Below are 24,934 nucleotides of genomic sequence, written 5' to 3'. Positions count from 1 at the left end.
GTTATTTTATTAAATAAATAATACTAAGACCGATTTTGGTTGGACCAAAGTAATTTGAAGATTTACTTTCTAATCGTTCTCCACAATCACAAGGCTCAAACTTGTCGTATTTTATATAATTGTACCCGAGTCCAATATTTGCCTCCAGATTCCATCGGGGACTGAGTATCCATTGATAGCCATATGAAATACCTCCTCCAGCAAAGAAGCCTTGGTAACGATGGTCTCCGCTATCCGACCCAAATATGAAATTAGGAAGATCGATCCTGCCGATATTAAACTCACCACCTTGTGCGTGAATACCGAAAAAATGACCTTCAAATGTATCGCACAGCCAATAGCGTAGTTCTGATTGTGCAGCCCAATGCTTGAATTTTTTATTATTTCCAAATTCCCAAGGATTATACCCTCCTGTTATATCTAATGTCAATTTTCGTCCGACAGCTACCTCAACACCTATATTGGGTGTTGTAGTTGCCCAGTAAAGAGCATTCGTTTTGAGTCCTATATTTTGAGAATATCCATTAGCCGCAAAGAGTATGATTACTGCCAAGATAAATGTCGACTTATGTACAAAGATTGATTTCATAAGAAAGAGGATGTATTCTCGTTATTATATGTTGTGCAATATTCTTTAGTGTTGAGTCCAAGAATTGTTCTGAAATAGTCTGATTGTTTATTTTATATAAAAACAAGTAGCTGTAACTTTTGTTCACATTGCAGAATGGGCAGTAATGTTTTAACTTGGTGTTTTACTGTGTTTACCTCTTATTAGTTATGGTTAGTTGATATATTTTTTACTGGTCTTATCTGCTTGAATAAATAATACTAAAAAAAGCGACCTTTTGGTCGCTTTTTTTAGTATCGTTGTAAGTTTAATTTATATGCCTTGGAAAACAAAAGGTTTTGAGGGCTTAAATTCTTTTACTGCATTTCCTACATAAGTTGCACCACTAACAAGATCAAGCTTTAAAACCGGTGCATTTTTAGAGAAATCAATATTTTTTAAATCTACCCAGAAAATGTTTGGGTACAATGTCGATTCAAAATAGTAAACCCTGTTTTTTTGATCCGATACAGTTCTCCATCTTGTAGATGAGATATTAGGTTCGTTTGGTGTACTGATACCATAAGGTACCGAAACATTTCGAATAACGCTGAAAACACTTGCTACACTTATTCTAGTGTCTTCAACTTGAGGGATAGCATTGATATAATAAGATGCTCTTACAAATCTGTCAGCTGCACGATTTGTTCCCGGTAACATAGTTGTACCTCCAATATTTTCCCAATATTTATTCAATGCAAGTTGTTGTTCAAATATAGGTGAGTTTGTCATTACCTGATAAGATCTGTCGTGATGTATTACCAATTTGCCTTTAATGTATTCAAATATGGCATTATCTCCGGTTACATCAGATATTGCCAAATGCAGTGTAGCCATTCTGTCTTGGTTGGGCATATTATCCGAAATAACTACAAAGTCTTCTTTTTCCAAAGCAGCAACAGCTTCGTTAACAGTCGCAAAATTATCAAGTACGTACTGTACCCATGCTGCTATCGTTAAACCGGGTTTCTTCTGATCCCATACTGTATACTCAGATTCGGCTAGCCAAAGAAGATTAGCAACTAAACCCTTTTCATTCATTCCATCCGTACTGGATATATCGTATGCAGATGCAATAATGCTTCCATATTTCGATTGCCATTTTAAAGAGTTGGGTCCAACTTCACCGTTCCGCTCCATTCCTCTAGGGAATATCCATAAGTTACTCATAATATCTTCTTTCCAGTCCATAGATCGGGCTGTTAAGATGGTATTGTTAGGTCCCTGGTATACTACACGGGTACATGCTTCTGTTTTTCCTGATAAGAAACTGATGAGCATAGTCATCACTAAAAGATAAAGTCCTTTTTTCATCTTAATAGATAATTTAAATGAATTAATGTTGGTATTGATAACAATGGAAAAGTTAAGATAGTTCAGCCTAATTTTAAAGATACAATGAAATTCTTTTTCTTTCAATGAGTCTTATCTTGCTTTGTTCGTTTTATATTTCTGATTGTGAGTTTGTTATTGTTGTTTTTGGCTTCTTTAACTTAATATCCTATAATAATATATTTAATCTGGTGTTTTGGCTGAGTAATGAATTACATTTACATCTTTACCAAACTATATAATATTATGGGAGAGAAACGTTTTAAAAGAGAAGAAAAGAAACCTAAGCAGGTTAAGCCAAAAGTTATAGCTGCACAACCCTCCGTGAAAGAAGAGGATAAGAAAAAAAAGAGTTACTAATGAATTTAAAGGCGAGTTTTACTCGCTTTTTTTATTTTCCTATACTTTTTATGTATAAATATGTAATTTGAGTGCATAAATATAAATTTGGTTTTTCTAATTAAATTAAAATTTATATCTTTGAAAATGCTATAAAACAGAATTGAAGATTAACTAAAAGATACAGAAAAGATGGTTTTTGATATTAAAATGATTCAAAATCTATATGAGTCATTACCTCAAAGTATATTACAGGCAAAAGAAGAATTAAAAAGACCTCTGACGCTTACCGAGAAAATATTATATGCCCACCTGTCAAAAGATGAGCCTATTAAAGACTATAAAAGAGGCGAAGATTACGTCAATTTTGCTCCCGATCGTGTAGCTATGCAGGATGCAACAGCACAAATGGCACTTTTACAGCTGATGAACTCGGGTCGTAAAAGGGTTGCAGTACCATCTACCGTACATTGCGATCACTTGATTCAAGCCTATAAATCGGCTAAAGAAGATTTAAATACTGCTGAAATTACCAATAAAGAAGTATACGATTTCCTAAGCGTTGTATCCAATAAATTTGGAATAGGCTTTTGGAAACCCGGTGCAGGGATTATACATCAGGTTGTACTGGAGAATTATGCATTTCCAGGAGGAATGATGATTGGTACAGATTCGCATACACCCAATGCCGGAGGATTAGGTATGATCGCCATTGGAGTAGGAGGAGCTGATGCTGTCGACGTAATGGCAGGTATGCCTTGGGAACTGAAAATGCCTAAAATTATAGGAGTAAAACTAACGGGTAAACTGTCCGGTTGGTCTTCGGCTAAAGATGTAATTTTGAAATTGGCAGGTGTTCTTACTGTAAAAGGCGGTACAAATGCTATTATAGAATATTTCGGAGAAGGAGTATATTCGCTTTCGGCAACAGGAAAAGCAACTATCTGTAACATGGGTGCTGAGGTAGGAGCTACGACTTCTATCTTTCCATACGATGAAAAATCGGCTGAATATCTTATCGCTACCGACCGAAAGGAAGTAGTGGATCTAATAAATTCGGTAAAAGATCATCTGAAAGCAGATGCTGAGGTTGAAAATAGTCCTGAGAAATATTACGATCGTGTAATTGAAATCAACCTGTCAGAATTAGAACCCTATATTAATGGACCATTTACTCCCGATGCAGCACATCCTATCTCGGAATTTGCAAAAGTGGTAAAAGAAAAAGGATATCCTCAAACAATGGAGGTAGGCTTAATAGGCTCTTGTACCAATTCTTCGTATGAAGATATGTCGAGAGCTGCTTCTATTGTAAAAGATGCAAAATCGAAAGGAGTATCGGTTAAAGCCCAGTTTATTATCAATCCCGGATCGGAGCAAGTACGTTTTACAGCCGAACGTGATGGAATATTGACCGAATTCGAAGAAGTAGGAGCAACCATTATGGCAAATGCCTGCGGTCCTTGTATCGGACAATGGAAACGTGAAACCGAAAATCCGGAACGTCCAAATTCAATTGTTACATCGTTTAACCGAAATTTTGCGAAAAGAAACGATGGTAATCCCAATACACATGCCTTTGTAGCTTCACCCGAATTGGTGGCAGCACTTACAATTGCAGGAGATTTGTGTTTCAATCCGATGACTGATACTTTAACCAATGCTAAAGGAGAACAAGTAAAACTTCAAGAGCCTGTTGGATTAGAATTACCTCAAAAAGGTTTCGGTGTAGAAGATTTAGGATATATCGAACCTGTAGCGGAAGGTACCACTGTTGAAGTGGAGATAGCACCCGATTCGCAACGCCTTCAAATATTACAACCGTTTGCAGTATGGGATGGTAAAGATATTATTGAACAACCCTTATTGATAAAGGCAAAAGGAAAATGTACTACCGACCATATATCTATGGCTGGACCTTGGTTACGTTTCCGTGGTCACTTGGATAATATATCGGATAATATGCTAATTGGTGCAGTAAATGCTTTCAATGATAAAACAAATTCGGTGAAAAATCCCCTGACCGGTGAATTTGAAGCTGTACCCCAATTGGCTCGAAACTTCAAGGCAAAAGGTTTGGGTTCGATTGTGGTTGCAGAGGAAAATTATGGAGAAGGCTCTTCTCGTGAACATGCAGCTATGGAACCACGTTTCTTGAATGTGAAAGCAATTATTGTAAAATCATTTGCACGTATTCACGAAACCAATTTGAAAAAGCAAGGTATGCTTGCTCTGACCTTTGTGAATAAAGAAGATTATGACAAGGTTCGTGAAGAAGACAAAATAAGCATCTTAGGTTTAACTGATTTTAAACCCGGAAAAAATCTGACCGTAAAATTGAGTCATAAGGATGGAACATCGGAAACGATTGAAGTTGCCCATACTTATAATCAACTTCAAATCGAATGGTTTAAGGCCGGAAGCGCTTTGAATTATATGAAAGGAGAATGATCCCTGCATTTTCTCAGCAATAAAATCGAGAATGAATATAAATGTGATTCTATTTACTGATTTTGAAACTTTAGATGTTTTTGGACCTGTTGAAGTTTTCGGAAAAGTTGAAAATTATACCATTGGGTATTATTCGCAACAGGGAGGAATTGTAAGTAATAAAGACGGGTTAAGAATTGAAACACAGAAAATAGATGATATAAAGATTAACGACGTATTATTTATTCCCGGTGGACTAGGAACCCGAAAGGAAGTTGAGAATACAAGCCTGATCGATCAAATAAAACAACTTGCTGAAAAAAGTCGATATGTATTAACTGTTTGTACAGGCAGTGCATTACTTGCACGAACCGGACTTCTTGATGGCAAAAAAGCAACATCCAATAAACGGGCTTTCGATTGGGTAAAAAGTAACTCCGATAGAGTTAATTGGATACAGCAGGCTCGATGGATAGTTGACGGTAAATATTATACTTCATCAGGAGTAAGTGCCGGAGTAGATATGACTTTGGGTTTTGTAAGTGACCTTTTGGGAAAGAATACAGCAGAGGAAATAGCTTTTCGAATAGAATATAATTGGCAGAGTGATAAGTATCACGATGATTTTTGGAAACAATAAAATAAAAATAATGTCACAAAAAATAACTATAAATAACGGTAAGCTAAGTGTACCCAATAACCCGATCATACCTTTTATAGAAGGAGATGGAGTAGGGTGCGAAATTTGGAAAAATGCACAGCAAGTAATTGATAAGGCTGTAGAAAAAGCCTATCAAGGAAAACGAAAAATAGAATGGAAAGAAGTCCTTGCAGGAGAAAAATCGTTTAATAAAAACGGTTCGTGGCTTCCCGAAGATACAATGAATGCTTTTCGTGAGTATCTGGTAGGAATAAAAGGACCCCTTACTACACCCGTTGGAGGGGGAATCCGTTCGTTAAATGTTGCCCTTCGTCAGGATTTAGATTTATATGTATGCCTACGTCCCGTTCGTTGGTTCAAAGGAGTAGTATCTCCTATTAAAACACCGGAGAAAGTAAATATGACTATTTTCCGTGAAAATACAGAGGATATTTATGCAGGTATCGAATGGATGCAAGGAACACCCGAAGCAGCAAAATTCCTGCATTTCCTTCAAACAGAAATGGGAGTAAAGAAGGTTCGTTTCCCCGAAACATCGTCATTTGGAGTAAAACCCGTTTCGGTTGAAGGTACAGAACGACTGGTTCGTGCTGCAATAGAATATGCTTTAGAGAACAAATTACCCTCGGTAACCATTGTTCATAAAGGTAATATTATGAAATTTACCGAAGGCGGTTTCAAGCAGTGGGGATATGCTCTTGCCGAAAAAGAGTACGGTAGCAAAGTATTCACATGGCAGCAATGGGAGAAAATCAAGAAAGAAAAAGGAGAGGCGGAAGCCAATAAAACATTGGAGCAGGCTAAATCAGACGGTAAGCTAATTGTAAAAGATGTAATAGCAGATGCTTTTCTTCAAAATACATTATTAAAACCTGCCGAATATTCGGTTATTGCAACACTTAATCTGAATGGTGATTATGTTTCCGATCAATTAGCAGCAATGGTCGGGGGGATTGGTATTGCTCCCGGAGCCAATATCAATTATATGACGGGGCATGCCATTTTTGAAGCGACTCATGGTACAGCACCCGATATTGCAGGGAAAGATATCGTGAATCCATCATCTCTATTGCTTTCGGCTGTAATGATGCTCGAATATTTGGGATGGACTGAAGCAGGCGATCTTATAACCAATGGTCTTGAACGCCTTTACAGCAAAGGACAGGCAACAGCCGATCTTGCCCGCTTTATGGAAGGAGGAACGACCCTTTCCACTAGCAAGTTCTGCCAGCTTCTGACAAGTAACTTGTAAAAAGTATAATAGTATAGGTCTTGTGACCACAATAAATTAACTCTATAAAAATACATATCCGATGAATAACATTATAAAGAAAATATCCGAAACCATACGCACAACAACACAAATAGATCCGGAATTATTTCAAACCTATAATGTAAAAAGGGGACTCCGCAATGAAGACCACACAGGTGTAGTTGTAGGACTAACCAAGGTAGGAGATGTTGTAGGGTACGAGCGGGGCGAAGATGGAGCATTAAAAGCAATCCCCGGAAAATTAATGTATCGGGGAATCAGTATCGAAGAAATTGTAAAAGGTGCTCAAAGCGAAAACCGTTTAGGTTTTGAGGAAACTATATTTCTGATTCTTGCAGGCTATCTGCCCGAGAAAAAGGAGCTAGGAGAATTTTCTCAGTTATTGAGCCAGACAATGGATCTAAATCCAAAGATAACAATGCACATTCTAGATCTCGAAGGTTCAGATATTATGAATATCCTTTCGAGATGCGTATTGGAGCTATACACATTTGATGAAAATGCAGACGATACATCAGAAGAAAATCTGGTTAGACAATCGCTTAACCTCATTGCCACATTTCCCACTATTGTGGCATACGCTTACAATGCATTGAGGCACAATCAGGGAAAATCATTGCATATAAGACATCCTAAAGCTAATTTTTCTTTAGCTGAGAATTTCTTATATATGATGAAAGGAAGTAAGTACACTCCACTTGATGTGAAAATCCTCGATTTGGCACTAATGGTTCATGCAGATCACGGGGGAGGTAATAACTCCACATTCACGGTTCGTGTAACCAGTTCAGCAGGAACAGATACCTATTCATCAATTGCTGCCGGTATCGGGTCATTAAAAGGTCCTCTTCACGGGGGAGCTAACCTAAGAGTGGTAGATATGCTTAAGCATATAAAGAAGAATATCAAAGATTGGACAGACGTAGAAGAAATAGATGCATTTTTACAAAAGATACTTAATAAACAAGCCTATAATAAAACAGGTCTTATATATGGTATAGGACATGCCATTTATACAATCTCAGATCCACGTGCAACCCTGTTAAAGGAAATGGCTCGAGATTTAGCTATCGAAAAAGGGCGTGAAGACGAGTATAATTTCTATAATCTCCTGGAAGAGCGTGCTATTAAGAACTTTATGGAATTTAAAGGAAGTAATGTGAAGAAGCAAGTATGTGCCAATGTCGATTTCTATTCGGGCTTTGTATATGATATGATCGGTTTACCCCAAGAAATATATACACCATTGTTCGCTATGGCTCGTATTGTAGGTTGGACAGCACATCGTATAGAGGAATTAAACTTCAAAGAAAGACGAATCATTCGTCCCGCATACAAAAATGCTTCCGATATTAAGAGTTATATTCCACTTGATGAAAGAAAGTAACTACTATATATAATATATATGAAACAATTTACATTGATTATAGCCGGTTTCTATGGCTTGATTACAATTATACTGGGAGCTTTAGGCTCCCATGCCTTTAAAAAGATACTGTCGGTAGATAAACTGGCAAGTTTTGAAGTCGGTATCCGCTATCAGATGTACCATGCAATTGTATTGTTAGTACTCGGATTGTTTTTATCATTTACCACTCCATTGGAGAAGTGGTCGAGCCTATGTATGATAATAGGTACCTTCCTGTTTTCGTTCACCATTTACTTTCTAGCCTTTTCAGAATATTGGAATATTAATCTGAAATTCTTAGGACCAATTACTCCAATCGGAGGTGTTTTCTTAATTCTGGGTTGGATTTTGTTAATAGCTTATTTTGTAAAATATAAGTTCTGAGGATATTAGTTATACCATATCTAACAAAGAGATGTTGGATAGTTAAATAATTGAAAATATTACGACGAAAATAGGAAATACTATTTATTATTTTATATATTTGCCAAAGAGCTGGTTTTAAGCATATAAGCATAAAAAGATAGCAGGGTATTTATTCTGCCATCTTTTCGTCTCTCTAAATGTCTGAAAAAGAATGTTTTGAAAAATACTTCTAGAACTTTTGAAAAATAGTTGTAATAATATTTGGAGCGTATATAAAAAGCGACTACTTTTGCACTCGCTTTAAAACCGAGAGACGGTTATTAAACAAAGCAAAAAAAGAACGATCTTTGACACGGTTGATACATAAGAAACAAAAAATATAGCATTAGACGGGTAGAGACTAATTTTAGATTAGAGACTCTAACTCAACGTCAAAAACCTTGAGTGAAAAAAAAAGACAAACGCTTCCAAGAATATAAAAAAGATATACAAAGAAGAGTTTGATCCTGGCTCAGGATGAACGCTAGCGACAGGCCTAACACATGCAAGTCGAGGGGTAGCATGAAGTAGCAATACTTTGATGACGACCGGCGCACGGGTGAGTAACACGTATGCAACCTACCTTCTACAGGGGAATAGCCCGGAGAAATTCGGATTAATACCCCATAACGCAGGGATACCGCATGGTAATATTTGCTAAAGATTAATCGGTAGAAGATGGGCATGCGTTCCATTAGCCAGTTGGTGAGGTAACGGCTCACCAAAGCAACGATGGATAGGGGAACTGAGAGGTTTATCCCCCACACTGGAACTGAGACACGGTCCAGACTCCTACGGGAGGCAGCAGTGAGGAATATTGGTCAATGGACGAGAGTCTGAACCAGCCAAGTCGCGTGAAGGATGACTGCCCTACGGGTTGTAAACTTCTTTTGTATGGGAGTAAAAAAGGTTACGTGTAACCTATTGCAAGTACCATACGAATAAGCATCGGCTAACTCCGTGCCAGCAGCCGCGGTAATACGGAGGATGCGAGCGTTATCCGGATTTATTGGGTTTAAAGGGTGCGTAGGCGGGATAATAAGTCAGCGGTGAAAGTTTGAGGCTCAACCTTAAAATTGCCGTTGAAACTGTTTTTCTTGAGTATATTTGAAGTAGGCGGAATTCGTGGTGTAGCGGTGAAATGCATAGATATCACGAAGAACTCCAATTGCGAAGGCAGCTTACTAAACTATAACTGACGCTGAAGCACGAAAGCGTGGGTATCAAACAGGATTAGATACCCTGGTAGTCCACGCCGTAAACGATGATTACTAGCTGTTTGTGATATTACAATAAGCGGCTAAGCGAAAGCGATAAGTAATCCACCTGGGGAGTACGCCGGCAACGGTGAAACTCAAAGGAATTGACGGGGGCCCGCACAAGCGGAGGAACATGTGGTTTAATTCGATGATACGCGAGGAACCTTACCCGGGCTTGAAATGCATCTGACCGGCTTGGAAACAGGCCTTCTAGCAATAGCAGATGTGTAGGTGCTGCATGGTTGTCGTCAGCTCGTGCCGTGAGGTGTCGGCTTAAGTGCCATAACGAGCGCAACCCACATTGTTAGTTACTAACAGGTCAAGCTGAGGACTCTGACAAGACTGCCAGCGTAAGCTGTGAGGAAGGTGTGGATGACGTCAAATCAGCACGGCCCTTACGTCCGGGGCGACACACGTGTTACAATGGATGGTACAGAGGGTCGCTACCTGGTGACAGGATGCCAATCTCCAAAGCCATTCCCAGTTCGGATTGGAGTCTGCAACTCGACTCCATGAAGCTGGATTCGCTAGTAATCGCGCATCAGCCATGGCGCGGTGAATACGTTCCCGGGCCTTGTACACACCGCCCGTCAAGCCATGGAAGCTGGGGGTACCTGAAGTACGTAACCGCAAGGAGCGTCCTAGGGTAAAACTAGTGACTGGGGCTAAGTCGTAACAAGGTAGCCGTACCGGAAGGTGCGGCTGGAACACCTCCTTTCTGGAGAAGCCTTGTCTTAAAAAGAGACCCTTTTAAAGAAAAGGAATCTACCCGATGTCTAATGTCTTTTCAATGTTTCAATAACTATGTACAACCTAACAAAATAAGAGAACAGAGAAGCTGTGTATCCACAGTTTCAGGCGCACAAGAACAAGCCAGTCCTATAGCTCAGTTGGTTAGAGCGCTACACTGATAATGTAGAGGTCGGCAGTTCAACTCTGCCTGGGACTACAAAGTACGAAGGAAGTCACGCTTCCCACTACGGGGGATTAGCTCAGCTGGCTAGAGCACCTGCCTTGCACGCAGGGGGTCAACGGTTCGAATCCGTTATTCTCCACAATACCTATCTAATAGGTAAACGATCTTTGACATGATGTAAAAAAGAGCAAGTAAAAATATAACGAGTATATATCAAACCGGTATATAAGCGTTCTACGGAACACTTATAAATCAGGCGAAGAAAAAAGTAAATAAGGGCACATGGGGGATGCCTAGGCTCTCGAAGGCGAAGAAGGACGTGATAAGCTGCGAAAAGCTTGGGGGAGGAGCAAATATCCATTATATCCCAAGATCTCCGAATGGGGCAACCCGGCGGTTGAAGAAACCGTCATCTGGTCTAACCAGAAGCAAACGTGGGGAACTGAAACATCTAAGTACCCATAGGAAAAGAAAACAAAAGTGATTCCCAGAGTAGTGGCGAGCGAAATGGGATTAGCCCAAACCAATAATGTTTCGGCATTATTGGGGTTGTAGGACTGCGTCGTGGCAAGAAGTTAGAGTAGTAGAACGATTTGGAAAGATCGATCACAGAGGGTGATAATCCCGTATACGAAACCCTAACCAAGCCTAGCAGACTCCTGAGTAGTGCGGGACACGAGAAATCCTGTATGAATCCACCGGGACCATCCGGTAAGGCTAAATACTTCCGAGAGACCGATAGTGAACCAGTACCGTGAGGGAAAGGTGAAAAGAACCTCGAACAGAGGAGTGAAATAGACCCTGAAACCATGTGCCTACAAGCGGTCGGAGCCAGTAATGGTGACGGCGTGCCTTTTGCATAATGAACCTACGAGTTACTCTCATTGGCAAGGTTAAGTACTATTAGGTACGCAGCCGAAGCGAAAGCAAGTCTTAACAGGGCGCTTAGTCAATGGGAGTAGACGCGAAACCAAGTGATCTACCCTTGAGCAGGTTGAAGGTTGGGTAACACCAATTGGAGGACCGAACCGGTAAGCGTTGAAAAGCTTTCGGATGACTTGAGGGTAGGGGTGAAAGGCTAATCAAACTTGGAGATAGCTCGTACTCCCCGAAATGCATTTAGGTGCAGCCTCGGCTTATAACTTATGTCAGGTAGAGCTACTGATTGGATGCGAGGGCTTCACCGCCTATCAAGTCCAGATAAACTCCGAATGGGCATAAGTTTTTACCGGGAGTGAGGGCATGGGTGCTAAGGTCCATGTCCGAGAGGGAAAGAACCCAGACCATCAGCTAAGGTCCCCAAATACATGTTAAGTTGAATTAACGAAGTGTTGCTACAGAGACAGCTAGGATGTTGGCTTGGAAGCAGCCATTCATTTAAAGAGTGCGTAACAGCTCACTAGTCGAGTGGCGATGCGTGGATAATAATCGGGCATCAAACATGTTACCGAAGCTATGGGATAAAATATTATCGGTAGGGGAGCATTCCGTTCAGCGTAGAAGGCGTAGCGTAAGCTACTCTGGAGCGTACGGAAAAGCAAATGTAGGTATGAGTAACGATAAAGGAGGTGAGAAACCTCCTCGCCGAAAGACTAAGGTTTCCTGATCAACGCTAATCGGATCAGGGTAAGTCGGGACCTAAGGATAAGCCGAAGGGCGATTCCGATGGACGAAACGGTTAATATTCCGTTACTACTGTATAGAGTGATGTGGGGACGCAGAAGTGAAACTACTGCCATCTGACGGAATAGATGGTTAAAGAGTGTAGATGTTGATTTCGGTAGGCAAATCCGCCGAGAGAGTCGAACTTGAAAGTATGACGAGCCCTTGTGGCAAGTTAAAAATGTAGGTAAACAAACTGCCAAGAAAAACCGCTAAACGCTAATCTATATCGTACCCGTACTAAAACGGACACACGTAGTTGGGTTGAGTATACTAAGGCGCTCGAGTGATTCACAGTTAAGGAATTAGGCAAAATGACCCTGTAACTTCGGGAGAAAGGGTACCTACAGCAATGTAGGTCGCAGAGAATAGGTCCAGGCAACTGTTTAACAAAAACACATGGCTATGCAAATTAGAAATAAGAAGTATATAGCCTGACACCTGCCCGGTGCTGGAAGGTTAAGAGGAGAAGTCATCAGCAATGAGAAGCTTTGAATTGAAGCCCCAGTAAACGGCGGCCGTAACTATAACGGTCCTAAGGTAGCGAAATTCCTTGTCGGGTAAGTTCCGACCTGCACGAATGGTGTAATGATCTGGACACTGTCTCAACTGTGAGCTCGGTGAAATTGTAGTATCGGTGAAGATGCCGATTACCCGCGATGGGACGAAAAGACCCCGTGAACCTTTACTATAGCTTTACATTGAATTTGGGCACTTGATGTGTAGGATAGGCCGGAGACTATGAAGCAGGTACGCTAGTATTTGTGGAGTCACCCTTGAAATACGGCCCTTTAATTGTTTGAATTCTAACCCGTGGATACGGGGACACTGTATGGTGGGTAGTTTGACTGGGGTGGTCGCCTCCAAAAGAGTAACGGAGGCTTCTAAAGGTGCGCTCAGAACGATTGGTAACCGTTCGTAGAGTGTAATGGCATAAGCGCGCTTGACTGAGAGACCGACAAGTCGATCAGGTAGGAAACTAGAGCATAGTGATCCGGTGGTTTCAGTATGGAATGGCCATCGCTCAAAGGATAAAAGGTACTCCGGGGATAACAGGCTGATCATTCCCAAGAGCTCATATCGACGGAATGGTTTGGCACCTCGATGTCGGCTCGTCACATCCTGGGGCTGGAGAAGGTCCCAAGGGTTGGGCTGTTCGCCCATTAAAGTGGCACGCGAGCTGGGTTCAGAACGTCGTGAGACAGTTCGGTCTCTATCTATCGTGGGCGCAGGATATTTGCGGAGATCTGACACTAGTACGAGAGGACCGTGTTGGACAGACCCCTGGTTTACCGGTTGTTCCGCCAGGAGCATCGCCGGGTAGCTAAGTCTGGATCGGATAAGTGCTGAAAGCATCTAAGTACGAAGCCGGCTTCAAGATAAGATATCCTTATAAGGGTCGTCGAAGACTACGACGTTGATAGGCTACAGGTGTAAAGGCAGTAATGTCATAGCCGAGTAGTACTAATTGCCCGAAACTTTTTTCCATGACTCTGCCCAGAGTCTCGCCTGATTGACCCAGGTTTGCTACATACAAGTTATTTGAAAGCTCTTTTACATCATCTCAATTAAATATCTATTTATAGAGATTTAATTAAAAATATTAAGGTGGTTATAGCGTTGGGGATCCACCTCTTCCCATTCCGAACAGAGAAGTTAAGCCCAACCACGTCGATGGTACTGCCATTAGGTGGGAGAGTAGATAGCCGCCCTCTTTTGAAACACTCTGATTAGTGAAAACTAGTCAGAGTGTTTTCTTATATATACATACAGACAATAACCAACACTCACTCACAACAAATATATTACATAAAGATTACTAACCACTCCACTCCATATGTCTTTTGATAGCAGCAGTTATTTTGCCAAGAATTATCCAAAGCAGCATCTAGGTATACAAAAACAAAAATAAAGTAGTACCCAGTAAAATCTCACTAACCTCACTTATTAGGACAGAAAATTTAGACTCTTATCCTAATTAGTTTGTCTTATTATAATATGTAAGTTTATTTTATAGATATTCTTTTATAGAAATATATAATACAAAAAAACCGAATACTGTATAGTATTCGGTTTTTTTGTATTATAATTTTTTGTCCTTTTATTTAATAAAACCAAGACCGACATTTATAGTTACATCATCCATACCTGATAATTCATTTATCCATTCAGGTAAGAACTGATATTCAGTAGGAATTAATCCAATCTCATTTGCTATGGCAGCAACTTTAGCGATATAATCTTTTTTTACATAAAATTTAGTATAATTGTTCTCAATCTCTAAGTTTAAAGGAATTGAGTAATATTGATCAGAAGTAACTAATATGCTTTGAAGAGTTGGGATATCTATATTTTTGCCAAGTATCGAGCTAAGTAATGGAAGAAGTTCTGCTGCAACTTTTTTCTCTATCCCTATATATACCATTTTTCCATCTGAACTTGTATAATAATGAAGATCTACAAATTGGGAGATATTAGTTTCTGTGGTAGATCCTTTTTCTTTGAAAGAGATATTTACTTTACCATCTTCCGAAAATCTAGCTGTAACGGATTCTACTTTATTTGCTAACGCTCCACCACTAATACCATTTTGGGCTAATAATCCTTCAATTATAGCTTTCATTGGTTCGCCTTCTTTGCCTAAGTCTAGATAAACTATCATGTCGGCAATTTTAGCTCCATTCTCGTCTACTGTAGTTTTTAAATTCCATGTTCCTACAATAGGTGCTACCTTGTTATCGTCATCATTGCTACATGATGTTAAACCACCAAAAACAATGCTTAGTGTAGTTAGTACTACAAATAAGTTTTTTAATTTCATGTTGATATAATTTATTAAGTTTGAATATAAAAGATAGGCAGTATTTAATTTGTATTGCTCATATTCAATATATAAAAACTTAGGTTTATCAGTATATACATTATTTTTAGATTTAAGACTGAGTTTATATATCAATAAAATAATTAATGTTCATATTTTGTTTAATCTAACAATTTTATAACTATAACTTTAATTCATCTAACTTGTTGTTAGTTAGTTGGTTGTGTGGATTTGATTCGAATAGTGAAGAACCTCTCCTTTCACATACGATTCATGCAGATAATTAGGACTTTGGTAGCATAAGCTGCTATTGTCATTTCTTTGAAGTGGAGAATACTCAAATTATTATCCGATACGGCAGTTATAAATGTTTATAACTAGGGTATCGTAACGTTTTGCCCACTATGCAGTTTGCTCTTTCAACTCTGTGTAATAGAAACCTGCCTTAAAATCTTTAGCGTATTTTCCCTCAATTATTTCAGGGTGTTCTATTGAATAATATTCAGCATGGTATACTTCCATTTGTCATTAATTCAATCGTAAATATAATAAATCTATTTAGTAGTTCCAATTATACTTTTGGACTCATAATATTTTATTGGGGCTTTTAATTCCAGCATATCTTTTTTATGGAATCAGTCATTAGAATATTATGTTTGCTTATGAAAGAAGAAATTTTTAGCTTCCCCCTCTATTTCCATCTTGCATGTATGAATAATAAGTCTATGTAAAGTCAAACTCGTCTTTTGTTATTAACAGTTTGGATATATGCTTATGAGTCCGTTCGTAATCTCCATTCTTGCCTCCAATAGTGAAGATACATATCCTAGATCCTTCTTGTCAAAGCTGTATTGTTTGTTCAATAGTAATAGAATAGGTATAACAAAAGTTGAAATCTATGAGGTTCTTTTCATCTTTCACATAGAAAAGACCTTTAACTTCATCCGCTCAGGATGAAGTTACTTTTTTTCTTTGTCAAAAAAGATAAGTCTCACAAGTTTATTTAGATTATTCATCTATCCATTAATTAAATAACCTAGAAATATAGAAGATACATGAAAAATAAAATATAACCTAACTTGAATAGATTAGCTTTTACAAAAAAGAAGTGACGCCAAACAAAGAGAAGTCTTGTTTCGCTCGTCAAGAGGATGACCCCAACCTATGGCTTTTTGGTTTGAGGAATGGATGTTTTCGGAGATAATAGTTTGCTATTACCTGTTTTACTCATGGACAAAAACACTGCATACAGATGCTTCGATTGTTTCTATTGTCACAGGCCTAAGGGAAATACTAAAAAGGAAAATGCACCTCGTTTATGTGCGGATAATGTGATGATAAAATCAAAAAATATCATAGCTCGTATGCTAAAAAGAGCAATAGGAACAGTCTCGCTTAGCCATCTTTCAAGAAGAGAGAAAATAGAATCAATCGAAGTTGAAAGAAAATTAGCGGCTAGTCCCAAAAGCTGAAAATGAAACTGTGATGTTAGGGGGTGAGAGTTATTTAAGGAAAATGACCGAAAATGTTTCGGAAAGTATAGATGCATTGATCGAAAATGCCAAAGCTAAGAAGATTATTACAAATGGTATTTATTTTTTGATGAGCCAAATTTTCCTCTTTGTTTTTGTATATATCATTTCTTATCTCAAATGTATGAGAGTATGTTTTACTCCAAAATCATGAAATATAGTCTTGATCTTTTGCTTCGTTTTGCATCATGGTAAAATGAAAGGCAAGCCATGATAATGATGTGTCAGTAAAAAAGAAAAGAGCGATTATATTGTACAAAATAACAATGTTTTGTCATTTAAAAATCATAATAGTTGGATTATATTATCTCGTATAAAACAAGGGATTAAAGAGAAAATAGAAAAAATAGGAACCCCTTTGAAAGACTGGGATATTAATATTTACAGAGGCGTTTTAACAGGCTATAATGAGGCATTTATAATAAATGGTAATAAAAAAGATGAATTGATAGCCCAAGATCCCAAAAGTGCCGAAATTATACGACCTATTTTAAGAGGGCGAGATATTAAACGGTATGCTTATGAATTTGCAAATCTATATTTAATCACAACTTTTCCCAGTAAACATTATAATATAGACAATTACCCTGCTGTTAAGCAACATCTTTTAAGCTTTGGTTATGATAGATTGAATCAAACTGGAGAACCTGGATCACGCAAAAAAACAAATAATAAATGGTTTGAAACACAGGATAGTATAGGTTATTGGGACATTTATGCAGTAGCGATGGAGAAATACGCCTTAGAAAGGGGGATCAGGGGTTCAGAAGCTAAACACGTAACCACAGCGGAGCATTACAGGAATACGTTTGAGCAAACGAAGCACCTGAAAGTGGAAGTCGGAGAATTACAGCTACAAAAGGATGAAGGGACACAGGCTGTCAGGGTACTGCAAGAGAAAGAAGCTATGGAACAGCAGCGTTTGGCGACTTTACAGATGGAAGCGGATAAAAAGCAAAAAGAGGTAGAGGAAAAACAACGTTTGGTGCAGAAAGCTAAAAATGTAGTAACAGCTTTAGGCGTAGAAAAAGCATTCAAAGAAGCAGGAAAGGGTGTTTTAGAGGGCATCGGTTCTTTGATGGGTAATCCCAAAGCCAAGAAGCTGGAAGTGGAGAATAAGGGCGTAAAACAGGAGATTGAAACGTTACAAGTAGACAAAGAAGATATTACTAAACAGGCTCAAAGGGAGATTGCCGAAAAAAACAAGTCTATTTTGGAGAAAGACAGCTTGATTGTTACCCAGAAAGGCAAAATGGATAAGCTATTTGATTACTTTCCGATCCTAAATGAGTATGATTTTATTATGCGGTTATGTGAAGTTGTAAAAATCCCAGCCAACATTGTCAAACAGCTATTTTCGGGCAAAGAAGTTTCTTATACTGGCAAATTGTATTCACCCGAACATAAGCAGGAATTTGAGGCGGAAAATGTGAAAATTTCCATCGCTAAAAATACAAAGGACAATAAGCCTTTTTTGGCTTTTGCTGATATAGACTATGGAAATTGGTTCAAAGACCAGAAAAATAAGATGTTGGAGAAAATGGGTGTTAAAATCAACGAGCCCAGAAAACAGCAGGGGCAGAGAAGGTAAAGAAAACTTAATGAAGGGTTACGAACTACAGAATTGGCACTAGTTTTTATGCGATTTTTCCAATTCTAGCTTTTCTTCTTCCGATAATCTTATAGATCCCATAAAGTATTTATTACGAGTTAAACCTTATCTTTATAAAAAAGGTATATCATGAAATATTATATAAAGAACATGGTTTGCAATCGCTGTAAGATGATGGTTAAATCGGAATTGGAAAAACTGGGGCTTCATCCCGTATCGGTCTCTTTGGGAGAGGTAGACCTGACAGAGGAGTTACAACCAGCAGACAAGGTAAAACTTGCGGTTGTTCTCGAATCACTTGGATTTGCGATGATAGATGACAAAAAAAGCAGAGTGATCGGACAGATAAAAACGCTCATTATCGAATTGGTGCATTATAACGATAATGAATTGAGAATGAATCTATCGTATCTCCTCAGTGAGCGACTACATCTTGACTATAATTACATGAGCAATCTGTTTTCTGAAATAGAAAGCACCACAATTGAAAAGTATTTTATTGCTCAAAAAGTAGAACGAGTTAAAGAACTTTTGGTTTATGACGAATTGACCTTAAGCGAGATTGCATTCAAACTCAACTATTCGAGCGTTGCCTATCTAAGCAGCCAATTTAAAAAAATAACAGGACTCACCCCTTCCCACTTCAAAAATATAAGAACCGAAAAACGCAAATCCCTCGACGAACTGTAAATCTTGTAAATCACTCACTAAATAACATAACAGACGAAAGGCTATTTGTTACCATCTTTGCCATGTAATTAATGAATTACATGGCTATATAAGTTGTATAACAATTAAAATAAAAAATCATGGAAAATAAAGAACATAAAACAGTTACGATTCAGGTTCAGGGCAATTGTTCAATGTGCAAGGCACGTATCGAGAATACGGTTAAAATGATCAGTGGTGTATCATTTGCAAGCTGGGATCAAAAAACAAAGCAGTTATGCTTGAGTTTCGATGATTCCGACACATCAGTAGAGATGATTAGTAAGGCAATAGCCAAAGCTGGTCATGACACAGATAAGTATGAAGCAGACACAGCAATTTATGCTGCCTTACCTAACTGCTGTAAATACAGAAAGCAAGCATCTTAATTAAAAATTCTAAATCGCATCAAAATGAAAAAGTTAATTTTAGCAATAGCAGTCACACTTCTGGCAATTGTATCCTACAATCAGCCGGTCAGTGCCCAAAATACGGATTCCGGTGTAGCATTACAACCTGTTTATCAATCATATTTTGCACTCAAGGATGCTTTAGTTACAGATAATGTGAAAGCGGCGCAAAGTGCTGCCGAATCCTTATATAAAAACATAGCAGGCGTATCTATGGATAAACTGGGAAATAGCCATACTGTATGGATGAATTTGAAATCCAAACTCGGTTTCGATGCCGAACACATGAAGGGAACAAACGATATTGGCCACCACAGAGAGCATTTCATATCATTGTCTAAAAATATGTATGAACTAATGAAAGTTGCTCCATACGGGAAAACTGTATATTACCAACATTGCCCGATGTATAACAAGAAAAAAGGCGGAGCAAATTGGATAAGTCTTGATAAGACGATTAAGAATCCTTATTTCGGTTCAAAGATGCCTACATGCGGTAGTACCACCGAAACATTGGAATAAAGACCGAATAATTATAAAAATCCGGAGTAGTGTTTGTAATACTCGCTACTCCATAATACATAAATACCATGGATACATTTCAAGATTTCCCGAATTTGCATCCTATGTTCGTGCATTTTCCAATAGTATTGTTGCTTCTGGCAGCATTGGCACAGTTTATAGTTCTGTTCAAATCTCAGCATCAGGAATTGAAATGGCTTGTATTACTCTTTTTAGTTTCGGGATTTCTTGGCTCACTGGTAGCCATACTTACAGCCTCACATATTTCCGGAGATGCAGAACCCGAAGCCTTTGAAATTTTCAATATTCATTATCTGCTTGGCTACAGTATTCTTTGGCTATCGTTGATTGCATCGGTCATTCGGTTTGTAACCATAAAATGGTACAACCGCAAGTGGACGGAATATGCAGTTATAGCATTGCTGGGGTTAATAACTATTCTTGTAGCCATAACAGGACATCTGGGTGCTCAGATGGTGTACATTTATGATATAGGACCTCAGGGAAACGGTGTACTTTAATAAACACGGATATGAAAAAGATTAGTAAAATATTATTTTCGATTTTTGTGCTGTCGGTTATAATTACCACAGCCAAGTCGCAAAACATAAAGGAATATAATTTATATATTAATGATACGATTGTAAATTATACCGGAAAAAATAAAAAGGCAATAGCTGTCAATGGGCAGATTCCAATGCCTACACTTTATTTTACCGAAGGCGATACGGCAATAGTGAATGTGTATAACAATATGCATCACGAAACATCTATCCATTGGCATGGTCTGCTTTTGCCGAATGAACAAGACGGAGTACCATATCTTACAACTGCACCTATCGAACCGATGTCGACTCATCAATTCAAGTTTGTGATTCGTCAGAGTGGAACCTATTGGTATCACTCGCATACCATGCTGCAAGAACAAATAGGTATGTATGGAGCAATCGTGATACATAAGCCAGACGAACCTGTAGTGAACGAAGAAGTTATTTTACTCAGCGAATGGAGTGATGAAAATCCGCACGAAATAGAACATTCGCTGCATTATGCTAATGATTGGTATGCAATTAAGAAAAACGCCGTACAGAGTTATGGCGAAGCACTCAAAAGTGGAAACTTCAAAACGAAACTCGCCAATGAGTGGAAGCGTATGAATGCCATGGACGTAAGCGATGTCTATTACGAACGATTTTTGATAAACGGTGCAAGTGAACAAAAAGCCGGCACGTATAAGGCAGGCGATAAAGTTCGTTTGCGAATCATTAACGGCAGTGCCTCCACTTACTTTTGGCTTACCTATTCGGGGGGCAAAATATCGGTTGTGGCAAGCGACGGTATGGATGTAGAACCCGTAGAAGTAGATCGATTTATTGTCGGCACTTCCGAAACATATGATGTGGTAGTTACTATTCCTGCTGATGGTAGAGCTTATGAACTCTTAGCCACATCAGAAGACAGGACGGGCTCGGCATCGCTTTGGTTGGGAGACGGGATGAAGCAAGCCGCAAAACCCTTACCTCGTCTGAAATACTTCGAAGGCATGAAGATGATGAACGATATGATGACCATGGGCGGTAATATGAAAGATATGGGAATGAATATGAGCCTTCAGCAAATGGATATGAACACAGTGATGTATCCCGAAATAACAGGAGGCGAAATGTCTGATATGTCATCCATGCAAGATAGTACGAGCCATGCCCATCACTCCGGAGAACAAGGCGATATTGTTACGTTAAATTACGCTATGTTAAAATCGCCCGTAAAAACCACCTTACCCGATGTCTTTTTCAGAACACTTAATTTCGAGTTGACAGGAAATATGAACCGCTATGTATGGACTATTAACAATAAAACAGTTTCGGAAAGTGATAAGATATTAATAAAAAAAGGCGAAAATATACGCATTGTAATTTACAATAACTCCATGATGAGACATCCCATGCACTTGCACGGGCATTTCTTTCGGTAAACGAACATGGCCAATACTCGCCTCTTAAGAATGTATTGGATATCATGCCAATGGAAACAGACACGATTGAGTTTAATGCAGCCGAAGAGTACGGCGACTGGTATTTTCATTGCCATATCTTATATCATATGATGGCAGGAATGGGACGTATATTCTCTTACGAAGATTCACCCCCAAATCCACAAATAGCAAACCCAAAAGAAGCCCTCAAAAAAGTGTATGGTGAAGATCGCCGTTTCTATCTGGGTGGTCAGGTGGGTCTGGAAAGTAACGGCAGCGATGGAAATATGTCGCTGATGAATACCCGATGGATAATATCTGCCGAATGGAGACTCGGACTTAATAAAACGCATGGTTATGAGGCGGAAGCCCGAATCGGACGTTTTCTGGATCAAAAACAGTTTCTAATCGCTTATGCAGGTTGGGATTGGTTTTCGAGAAAAGGAGGAAGGGTAGAAAAGAGTTTGTTCGGACAAATCAGTAATCAAAAGAGTTGGGGAGCATTTACCCTTGGATTGCAATATACTTTACCGTTTTTATTGGTAACCCAGTTACAGGTCGATAATACAGGTTATGTCCGTGCCCAATTAAGGAGAGATGATATCCCTGTTACGAAGCGTTTGCGGCTGTGGGGTATGATTAATACCAATGTCGAATATGCTTTTGGAGCAAGGTACATCCTTACTAAATATATTTCGGCATCGAGTCATTACGACAGTGATATGAAATTTGGTGCGGGATTTACAATAACGTATTAAATTGAATCATCTTCGCATTATTTAGATAAAACAAATACATAATTGTTATGAAACATTCATATAGAATAAACGGCATGACCTGTAACGGTTGCCGTGCAAGAATTGAAAAAGTACTGAACAAAATTAGTGGCATCAAGGCAGTTGTCACACTCAATCCTCCTATTGCAATCCTCACAATGAAGCAGCATATCCCGATTGAACGGCTACAAGAGGCTTTGTCATCCATCGGTGATTATACCATATCACCCGACCAAGGTGAAAACAAACAGAATAATGATGGAGCATCTTGCAGTGTCATTCCTCAAAAACCTGCTGTAAAAGTTGAAAACATTCAGGTTGATGGAATATACTACTGCCCAATGTACTGTGAAGGTGACAAAGTTTATCATAAATCAGGTAACTGTCCTGTCTGCGGTATGAACCTTGAGAAAAAACCAACCTTGCAAGTGGCTTCTGCAAAATATGCCTGTCCCATGCACTGCGAAGGCGATAAGGTGTACGATAAGCCCGGTAATTGCCCTGTATGTGGCATGGATTTAGTAGCAATAGCGACTCAGGGTGAGGACGACAATAAATCATATCGCGATTTACTTCGGAAATTTTGGATTGCCATCGTCTTCACGATTCCTGTATTCTTGCTTGCCATGCTGGGCATGATACATGGATTTGAGGACGTTGTTCCGCCCAAACTTTCAAGCTGGTTACAGTTCGGATTCACTATTCCGGTTGTTTTTTATGCCGCATGGATGTTTTTTGAACGGGCATGGGTTTCCATACGCACTATGAAGCTCAATATGTTTACCTTGATTGGTATTGGAACGGGAGCTGCATTTTTGTTCAGTATCGTAGGTTTGTTATTTCCGTCGGTCTTTCCTGCACAGTTCAAGGATCACATGGGCAACGTCCACCTCTATTTTGAAGCAACGGTAGTTATTCTTACATTAGTGTTACTTGGTCAACTTTTAGAGGCTAAAGCACACGGGCGTACTAATACTGCATTGAAGGAGCTACTAAAACTTGCACCAACAGAGGCAACACTTGTTGTTGATGGACATGACCAAGAAATCAGTATTCAGGATATAAAGAAAGGTGATGTATTACGGGTTAAACCCGGAGAAAAGATACCCGTAGACGGTTACATACAAAAAGGTGAAAGCAGTATCGATGAGTCGATGATTACCGGTGAGCCAATCCCTGCGGATAAAAAAGAGGGAGACAAGGTCAGTTCGGGAACTATCAACGGTACAAAATCATTTACAATGGTAGCCGAGCGTGTGGGCGATGAAACGTTATTGTCACAAATAATCGCAATGGTAGACAGTGCTAGCCGCTCAAAAGCACCCATTCAAAAGTTAGCAGATAAAGTTTCAGGCTGGTTTGTTCCGATAGTGGTACTTATCGCAGTTGCTACTTTCGTTATGTGGAGTATATGGGGAGGCAGTTCCGCTTATATTTTTGCTATCAGCAATGCCATTGCCGTGTTAATTATTGCCTGTCCGTGTGCCTTGGGTTTGGCTACACCCATGTCTGTTATGGTTGGCGTAGGCAAAGGAGCTCAAAACGGCATACTCATTAAAAATGCCGAAGCTCTTGAACGGATGGACAAGATCGACGTATTGATTACCGATAAGACAGGAACAATTACTGAAGGTAAACCATCTGTAGAAACAATAATACCACTGGGAGACTTTACTAGTGAACAAGTTTTGCATTACAGCGCTTCGATCAATATTCACAGCGAACATCCGTTGGCTGAGGCTGTAGTTAAATATGCAAAAGAAAACAATGCTGATTTATTAGAAGTTTCCGATTTTGAAGCCATTGCCGGGCAAGGTGTAGTTGGCACGATTGATGAAAAACGGATAGCATTGGGAAACAAAAAGTTGATTAACACCATTACTGCGGAAGTTGAAAAACAAGTTATAGAACAACAAAATTTGGGTAAGACTGTATCTTATCTGTCAATTGATAACAAGATCGCAGGCTTTGTTGTTATTTCAGATGCCATTAAGCAAACCAGCCAGCAAGCAATCCAAACCTTGATGAACCAAGGTATCGAAGTGATTATGCTGACCGGAGATAACGAAAATACGGCTCGAGCTGTTGCCCGTGAACTGAATCTGACGAACTATAAGGCCGAATGCCTGCCTGCCGATAAGCTGAACGAGATTAAGCGTCTGCAAGCCGAAGGTAAAATAGTGGCAATGGCGGGTGACGGTATTAATGATGCTCCTGCATTGGCTCAAGCAGATATCGGCATAGCTATGGGAACGGGTACTGATGTAGCTATGGAAGTGCATTGAT

General features: G+C 39.2%; 18 protein-coding genes, 2 tRNA genes, 3 rRNA genes and 1 pseudogene. 20 read left to right on the top strand and 4 right to left on the bottom strand.

Going from position 1 to position 24,934, the window contains the following annotated elements:
• Position 1 precedes the first annotated feature (1 nt).
• Both G7051_RS01850 and G7051_RS01845 read right to left on the bottom strand, forming a co-directional pair.
• A complete protein-coding gene (locus tag G7051_RS01850) occupies positions 2-589 on the bottom strand; it encodes a DUF3575 domain-containing protein (RefSeq protein WP_166198094.1) in 588 nt (195 codons plus the stop codon).
• Positions 590-880: 291 nt separating this feature from the next.
• The gene (locus G7051_RS01845; RefSeq protein WP_166198092.1) at positions 881-1,921 is read right to left on the bottom strand and encodes a linear amide C-N hydrolase; all 1,041 of its coding nucleotides are present in this window, start codon (positions 1,919-1,921) and stop codon (positions 881-883) included.
• Between the two features lie 549 nt (positions 1,922-2,470).
• On the opposite strand from G7051_RS01845, the gene G7051_RS01840 reads away from it, so the two are divergent.
• From G7051_RS01840 to rrf, 10 genes are all read left to right on the top strand, one after another.
• Complete coding sequence (locus G7051_RS01840; RefSeq protein ID WP_166198090.1) at positions 2,471-4,729, top strand: aconitate hydratase; 2,259 nt, start codon at positions 2,471-2,473, stop codon at positions 4,727-4,729.
• Positions 4,730-4,760: 31 nt separating this feature from the next.
• The gene (locus G7051_RS01835; protein WP_166198088.1) at positions 4,761-5,348 is read left to right on the top strand and encodes a DJ-1/PfpI family protein; all 588 of its coding nucleotides are present in this window, start codon (positions 4,761-4,763) and stop codon (positions 5,346-5,348) included.
• A 10-nt stretch (positions 5,349-5,358) separates the two neighbouring features.
• Positions 5,359-6,621 (top strand): NADP-dependent isocitrate dehydrogenase, encoded by a 1,263-nt coding sequence (gene icd, locus G7051_RS01830; protein ID WP_166198086.1) that lies wholly within the window; start codon positions 5,359-5,361, stop codon positions 6,619-6,621.
• 61 nt (positions 6,622-6,682) lie between these two features.
• Complete coding sequence (locus G7051_RS01825; protein WP_166198084.1) at positions 6,683-8,029, top strand: citrate synthase; 1,347 nt, start codon at positions 6,683-6,685, stop codon at positions 8,027-8,029.
• Between the two features lie 18 nt (positions 8,030-8,047).
• Entirely contained in the window at positions 8,048-8,434 is a 387-nt protein-coding gene (locus tag G7051_RS01820; RefSeq protein WP_166198082.1) for a DUF423 domain-containing protein, read from the top strand.
• A 470-nt stretch (positions 8,435-8,904) separates the two neighbouring features.
• Positions 8,905-10,432 (top strand): 16S ribosomal RNA (locus G7051_RS01815).
• Between the two features lie 157 nt (positions 10,433-10,589).
• Positions 10,590-10,663 (top strand) — tRNA-Ile (locus G7051_RS01810).
• A 32-nt stretch (positions 10,664-10,695) separates the two neighbouring features.
• A tRNA-Ala gene (locus G7051_RS01805) sits at positions 10,696-10,769 on the top strand.
• A 122-nt stretch (positions 10,770-10,891) separates the two neighbouring features.
• Positions 10,892-13,780 (top strand): 23S ribosomal RNA (locus G7051_RS01800).
• A 116-nt stretch (positions 13,781-13,896) separates the two neighbouring features.
• Positions 13,897-14,007: ribosomal RNA gene (gene rrf, locus G7051_RS01795) — 5S ribosomal RNA — on the top strand.
• The 16S, 23S and 5S rRNA genes sit together here with 2 tRNA genes alongside, the layout of an rRNA operon.
• Before the next feature lie 386 nt (positions 14,008-14,393).
• Here the strand turns inward: rrf and G7051_RS01790 are convergent.
• On the bottom strand, positions 14,394-15,113 hold the full coding sequence (locus tag G7051_RS01790; protein WP_166198080.1) for a hypothetical protein: 720 nt from the start codon (positions 15,111-15,113) through the stop codon (positions 14,394-14,396).
• Positions 15,114-15,515: 402 nt separating this feature from the next.
• Positions 15,516-15,635 carry a DUF3990 domain-containing protein gene (locus tag G7051_RS01785; protein ID WP_166198078.1) on the bottom strand — a complete coding sequence of 40 codons (120 nt, stop codon included), beginning with the start codon at positions 15,633-15,635 and terminating at the stop codon, positions 15,516-15,518.
• A gap of 662 nt (positions 15,636-16,297) precedes the next feature.
• Here G7051_RS01785 and G7051_RS01780 point away from each other — a divergent pair.
• The 10 genes and pseudogenes from G7051_RS01780 to G7051_RS01745 all read left to right on the top strand — a co-directional run bounded on the left by G7051_RS01780 (position 16,298) and on the right by G7051_RS01745 (position 24,933).
• A complete protein-coding gene (locus tag G7051_RS01780; protein ID WP_166198076.1) occupies positions 16,298-16,585 on the top strand; it encodes a hypothetical protein in 288 nt (95 codons plus the stop codon).
• A 331-nt stretch (positions 16,586-16,916) separates the two neighbouring features.
• Positions 16,917-18,236 carry a hypothetical protein gene (locus G7051_RS18400; protein ID WP_221412923.1) on the top strand — a complete coding sequence of 440 codons (1,320 nt, stop codon included), beginning with the start codon at positions 16,917-16,919 and terminating at the stop codon, positions 18,234-18,236.
• Between the two features lie 150 nt (positions 18,237-18,386).
• A complete protein-coding gene (locus tag G7051_RS01770) occupies positions 18,387-18,947 on the top strand; it encodes an AraC family transcriptional regulator (protein WP_185154999.1) in 561 nt (186 codons plus the stop codon).
• A gap of 119 nt (positions 18,948-19,066) precedes the next feature.
• A complete protein-coding gene (locus tag G7051_RS01765; RefSeq protein WP_166198074.1) occupies positions 19,067-19,354 on the top strand; it encodes a heavy-metal-associated domain-containing protein in 288 nt (95 codons plus the stop codon).
• 24 nt (positions 19,355-19,378) lie between these two features.
• Complete coding sequence (locus tag G7051_RS01760; protein WP_166198072.1) at positions 19,379-19,897, top strand: DUF3347 domain-containing protein; 519 nt, start codon at positions 19,379-19,381, stop codon at positions 19,895-19,897.
• 68 nt (positions 19,898-19,965) lie between these two features.
• Positions 19,966-20,418: a DUF2231 domain-containing protein gene (locus G7051_RS01755; RefSeq protein WP_221412922.1), complete on the top strand. Its 453-nt coding sequence runs from the start codon at positions 19,966-19,968 to the stop codon at positions 20,416-20,418.
• An 11-nt stretch (positions 20,419-20,429) separates the two neighbouring features.
• Positions 20,430-21,872 (top strand): multicopper oxidase domain-containing protein, encoded by a 1,443-nt coding sequence (locus G7051_RS01750; RefSeq protein WP_255493296.1) that lies wholly within the window; start codon positions 20,430-20,432, stop codon positions 21,870-21,872.
• Positions 21,873-21,922: 50 nt separating this feature from the next.
• Positions 21,923-22,630, top strand: a complete 708-nt coding sequence (locus G7051_RS18220) for a multicopper oxidase domain-containing protein (protein ID WP_255493295.1) — start codon at positions 21,923-21,925, stop codon at positions 22,628-22,630.
• A 47-nt stretch (positions 22,631-22,677) separates the two neighbouring features.
• Positions 22,678-22,737: pseudogene (locus G7051_RS18395) on the top strand (hypothetical protein); the annotation flags it as partial.
• 108 nt (positions 22,738-22,845) lie between these two features.
• The gene (locus G7051_RS01745; RefSeq protein ID WP_255493294.1) at positions 22,846-24,933 is read left to right on the top strand and encodes a copper-translocating P-type ATPase; all 2,088 of its coding nucleotides are present in this window, start codon (positions 22,846-22,848) and stop codon (positions 24,931-24,933) included.
• Position 24,934: the final 1 nt, after the last annotated feature.

Source organism: Dysgonomonas sp. HDW5B, assembly GCF_011299335.1.
GTDB lineage: Bacteria > Bacteroidota > Bacteroidia > Bacteroidales > Dysgonomonadaceae > Dysgonomonas_A.
The sequence above is the reverse complement of the archived record's forward strand: the minus strand, read 5'-3'. Positions and strand labels throughout refer to the sequence as shown.